The organism is Halorubrum tibetense, from assembly GCF_042661865.1.
GTDB lineage: Archaea > Halobacteriota > Halobacteria > Halobacteriales > Haloferacaceae > Halorubrum > Halorubrum tibetense.
Map to the genome: position 1 here is coordinate 1 of NZ_JBHSWW010000186.1, position 4912 is coordinate 4912.

The window sequence follows — 4912 nt, forward strand, 5'->3', positions numbered from 1 at the left end:
AATCATCCGTGTCGGACACCGCTGACGCGGTGTCCTTGTCCTCTTCGACTCGACAGCAGCAGCTCAGCAGTATCAACAATCTCCTACAGAAGAGCGAAAGAAGTGTGTCGCCTCGTTGAACAGCACCCAGAAGATACCGAGGGTCGTGAGGATAGTGACCGAGATGCAAACGAAGAGGACGCCGCGGACGACGCTATTGCGTCGCTGGTCGGCCTCAATACGACCGTCCGCGGCGGTGATTTCGAGGTCTGTATCTGAACTCATTAGCTGCCCTCAGAGCAGTTCGTCCAGTTTCTCGTGGTTCTCGTCGAGTGTCGCGTCGGGCGCACCGAAGAAGCCGACGTCCAGTGCGACGTCTTGGACGTTGTCGAAGTAGAACCGGGCGAAGTCGACGATGACCTCCCGCTCGAACGCATCGTTGTTGTAGAACGTGAACAGCGGCCGTGTCAGCGGCGTGTAGTCACCGGCGTTGATGTTCTCGACGGTCGGCGCGAACGCCTCGCTCTCGCCGCGGTCTTGGACGGGAGCTGCGTTAACACGGTCCTGATTCTCCTGCCAGTAGCTCCAGCCACCGAAGCCGATGGCGAACTGATTCTGTGCGACACCGTCGACGATGGCGATGGTCTCCTGACGCATCGTGATGTCGTCCTGTCGGACCCGAGCAGGCTCACCGTTGATCACCTCGGTGAAGAAGTCGAACGTACCGGAGTCGGTGTCCCGGCTCCAGACGTCGATATCCTCATCGGGCCACTCCGAGCGAACATCACTCCAGGTCTCGACGTCGGATTCGAAGTCGTAAATCTGCTGGAGTTCGTCGGCGGTAATGTAGTCAACCCAGTCGTTTTCAGGGTGAAGATACACCGTGAGGCCGTCCTGACCGACGGTGAACCGGGTGAAGTCGATCCCGTTCTCGTCGGCACGAGTCTGCTCCCCCTCGGAGATGTCGCGGCTCGCGTTCTGGATGTCAGTGTCGCCCTGGGTGAACTCCTCGAACCCCGCACCGGTGCCCGGTCCACGAACGTTGACGCGGACGTCGTCGTCACGCGAGTCCTCGAACGCTTCGCCGACGGCATCGGTAAGTGGTCGCACCGTGTTCGAACCCGAGGCCTCTATGGTGAGATTCGCACCGTCGTCATCGGAGCAGCCAGCCACCGCCAACGTTCCGACGCCCGCGAGCGCCGCAAGCGATTTCCGCCGAGTGATGCCCGATCCGTTCGTGTTCTGGCTGGGTGCCATCACCGAACTGAAGGCCGGATTCGGTTAAGTAGTATGCTATGTGATATATAATACGGTCATGGGAAGCAAGTAGCCGTGAGTACCGCAATTGTCGCGACGTAGTGGTATATAGAAATATGTAGTAATTAGCAAAGATTCGATACGATCGCCGGTAGAACCGTTCTCGGGGAGGGTACTTAGCCGACCGGACCGCTCACGGGTCCGCCGGAATCGACCCGGCGTGTCGGAGGTCGTCGTCGACCGATCGGTCGCCGGGTCGCGGTCGACCCGTTCGAGAGAGCTATCTACCGTTCACGGCTACGGAGAACCTATTTATCGGCACCGTCCGATCCGGATCCATGGGGATCGGTAACGGACGGGTTCGGTTCACGGCGGGAGAGACGAACCGTGGGGAGCCGTCGACATGACCGAGACGTCGACCGCGGACGTCGCCTCATACCGGGGTGAAGCGACCCCGGAAACGCTTCGGGAGATCGCGCGCTACTTCCTCTACATCGGGATCGTCGGCTTCGGCGGTCCACTCGTCCACATCGCAATGATGGAGGACGATCTCGTCGACGACGACCCCGACGATCCGGCGTCGGACGGCTGGACCGATCAGTCGACGTTCATGGAGGGCCTCGCCATCTGTAACACCCTGCCGGGCCCTGCCTCGACGCAGCTCGGCATCTTCCTGGGCTGGGTCCGCGGCGGGAACCTCGGCGCGGTCGTCGCCGGCGGCGCGTTCATGCTTCCGACGTTCCTGCTCGTCGTCCTCTTCTCGTGGATCTACTTCGCGTTTCAGGCCGTTCCCTCCGTCGAGGCGTTCTTTTACGGGATCAACCCAGTCGTCATCGGGCTCATCGTCGGCGCGGCGTGGTCGATGGGGCAGTCCGCGCTCGCGGAGGGTCGGACCGACCTCGAGTTCGACGTGCGCGGGAGCACCTGGCAGGTCGACGTCCTGCTCGTCGTGTTACTGGTCGCGACGGTTCTCGTCACGGCGGTCGTGAACCCGAACCCGGTCGTCGCCTTCGTCGTCGCCGGACTGATCGCCGTGGCGCTCTACCGATCGGCGTGGGTGCGAGCGAACCTCCGGGCGGTGAGCATCGGTGTGGTCGTCGGGAGCGTCGCTGCTGTCGGCTACGCGTTCCGCGACCGGGTCCTCGACCTGCTCGGGCCGAGCGCGCGCAGCGCGTTGGAGGCCTCGCCGATCTGGGGGCTACTGCTCCTCCTCTGGTCGAACACGTGGGTGCAGCTGTTCGCGTTCATGCTCTACACGGGGTCGTTTATTTACGGCGGCGGGCTCGTACTCATTCCGTTCATCGAGAAGTACGTCGTCAACGAGTTCGCGTGGATGACCGCCCGCGAGTTCGTCGACGGGGTCGCGATCGGACAGCTCTCTCCCGGGCCGGTCGTGATGACCACCGCGTTCGTCGGCTACAAGGTGCTGTTAGACGCCTCCGGCGGACTGCTGATGGTCGCCGTTCTCGGCGCGCTCGTCGCGACGATCGGCGCGTTCGGCCCGTCGTTCGTCTTCATTATGGGGTTTTTCCCGTACTTCGCGAAGGTCCGCGAGAACGACGTGATCCAGACGGCGCTGACGGGCGTCAACGCTGCCGTCGTCGGGGCGATCCTCGGGGCGACGGTCACACTCGCGCGTGAGTCGTTCGTCGTCGATGGGGTTCTCGATCCGCTCACGGTCGTCCTGGCGCTCGCCACGTTCGTCCTCTTCCACCGCGGCGTCGACGCTGTGTACTTGATCTTCGGCGGAGGTGGGATCGGTATGGCGGCGTTCTTCGTGTTGTGAGCGCCGCCGACCGTTCCCGCCTGCCAACTCGGTCAGCGTCCCGAGGAGCTCGTAGCGTGCCGCTCGTCCGGCTTCTCGGCCGGTCAGCAGGCGTCCGCCGGTCAGCAGGCGTCCGCCGGTCAACAGACGTCGGCCAGTCAGAAGACATCCCACCGGTCGGCGATGACGCCGTCGACGCCCGCCGCCCGAAGCTGCCGGATCTCCGTCGCGGTCTCACCGCTCCACGCGTTCACGACGAGTCCGCGGTCGTGGGCGGCCGTGACGAGTTCGACGTCAGTGTCCACCGTCTCGTCGCTCGTCTCGTCGCTCGTCTCGTCCACCGTCTCGTCACTTGCCCCGTCCGTCGCGTCGGAGTCGAGTATCAGCGCCTTCCACGGGTGAACGGCGACCGCGTCCACGGCGTCCGCGAGGTCGAGCGCGTCACGGGGACGCTCGCTACACACGACGGCGAGGGAGGCGTCGGGGTCGGCTGATCGGATCTCACGGAGTATCGGCTCGTGGAACGACGAGTAGAAGACGTCGACATCGGCCGCCGCACATTTCGCGACGACGGCCGCTGCGACCCGGGACGTCTCGGACTCGGACGACTTGATCTCGACGTCCAGCGCGGGCGGGTCGGGGAGCGCGGCCATCGCGTCGAGCAGGTCGTCGAGCGTGGGGATCGGCTCGCCGGACCCGAGCACGTCGAGGTTGCGGATCGTCGCGAACGGCGTCTCGTCGACCCGACCGCTTCCGGCCGTGACGCGGTCGAGCGTCTCGTCGTGGAACACGACGAGCTCCCCGCTCCCACACGCCCGCACGTCGACCTCGACCGCGTCGACGTGTGGCGCGGCCGCCTCGACTGCGGCAACCGTGTTCTCCGGGTACTGCCCACAACACCCCCGATGGCCGAGCCGGAACACGCCTCCGGGGGGCGTGTCCAGGAGGAACGAGGGGATGGGGAGACGGGAGCGGTCACGGTCGGGTGCGAGCGGCACGGTCACTCCCCGTGGTCGGCCCGGATCCGGGCCGCGTGGTCGGCCGACTCGGCGAGCTCCCACCGCACTCGCTCGGCGTCGCCGTACGCGAGCGCCTCTTTCAACTCGTCCCGGAGGATCCCCGCCCCGAACCCGAGGGTGGTCCCGTCGGCGTCGCCGAGCTCGTAACAGGCGTACCGGTTCGGCGCGCTCCGAACCGTCTCCCGGTCCAGCTCGCGCCACGGCTTCGCGAGGCTCATCGATACGCGTCGATCCCCCGATCCGGCCCGGCCACGATCTCGAAGCTCCCCTCGCTCCAGCCGTCCTCAACGAAGACGAACACGCGGCCGCCGGCGACCTCGGGGTCCGCGATCACCTCGTTGCGCTCGCCGGTCCGCCCGACGACGACGCCCGGGAACACCTCGTCGGTCTCGCCGTTCTCCACCATGACGCGGCCGACGCCGGAGTCCTCTAAGATCGCCTCGTCCGTCTTGTAATCGTTCACGTACGTCATCACGCCCTCCGTCTCGGTCGGGTCCGTGACGAGGACGTGCGTCTCCTTGCCCGGGCCGGCGGTTATCGACCCCTCGACCGGCTCCGGGACGCCGCGGTACAGCGTCGTTCGGCCGTCGAGATACTCGACGACGACACCCTCCTCGCGGAGGTCGACCCCGATCGACGTCGGCGGGACGTCGCCGCGTGACGGTGCTGACATGCGGATCCGTCCGCTCGCCTCCGTGAAAAGGGCCGCGTTCGCCCGAGGAGGAACGACGGGCTCGCGTCGGAACCGAGAGCGTATCACCCGACCGAGAGACTCGCCGCGATCGCTAACCCTTTGCGCGCGCTCGTCCGCGGTGAAGGCATGGAGGGACGGGCAGCCGCGCTCGGCGCGGGCACCGTGTTGAACGCGCTCGCGACCGGGAGCGGCGCGGCG

6 protein-coding genes are annotated in these 4912 nt (G+C 65.9%); 1 reads left to right on the plus strand and 5 read right to left on the minus strand.

The genetic code is table 11. The annotated features are described in order from the left end of the window. Window positions 1-72: 72 nt before the first annotated feature. On the minus strand, window positions 73-264 hold the full coding sequence (locus tag ACFQEU_RS11360) for a hypothetical protein (protein ID WP_379782203.1): 192 nt from the start codon (window positions 262-264) through the stop codon (window positions 73-75). Between the two features lie 9 nt (window positions 265-273). After that, entirely contained in the window at window positions 274-1236 is a 963-nt protein-coding gene (locus ACFQEU_RS11365) for a phosphate ABC transporter substrate-binding protein PstS family protein (protein WP_379782205.1), read from the minus strand. Window positions 1237-1639: 403 nt separating this feature from the next. Here ACFQEU_RS11365 and chrA point away from each other — a divergent pair, with 403 nt between their 5' ends. After that, on the plus strand, window positions 1640-3022 hold the full coding sequence (gene chrA, locus ACFQEU_RS11370; RefSeq protein WP_379782207.1) for a chromate efflux transporter: 1383 nt from the start codon (window positions 1640-1642) through the stop codon (window positions 3020-3022). Between the two features lie 137 nt (window positions 3023-3159). Here the strand turns inward: chrA and ACFQEU_RS11375 are convergent, their stop codons facing one another. From ACFQEU_RS11375 to ACFQEU_RS11385, 3 genes are read right to left on the minus strand one after another with little or no spacing between them, the layout of a single operon-like run. Continuing rightward, window positions 3160-3999, minus strand: a complete 840-nt coding sequence (locus ACFQEU_RS11375; protein ID WP_379782209.1) for a glycerophosphodiester phosphodiesterase — start codon at window positions 3997-3999, stop codon at window positions 3160-3162. Between the two features lie 2 nt (window positions 4000-4001). After that, window positions 4002-4238, minus strand: coding sequence for a DUF7508 domain-containing protein (locus ACFQEU_RS11380; RefSeq protein ID WP_379782211.1), 237 nt, complete (start codon window positions 4236-4238; stop codon window positions 4002-4004). Then, window positions 4235-4693 (minus strand): DUF5796 family protein, encoded by a 459-nt coding sequence (locus ACFQEU_RS11385; RefSeq protein ID WP_379782213.1) that lies wholly within the window; start codon window positions 4691-4693, stop codon window positions 4235-4237. Before ACFQEU_RS11385 ends, ACFQEU_RS11380 begins: the two co-directional genes overlap by 4 nt. Window positions 4694-4912 lie beyond the last annotated feature (219 nt).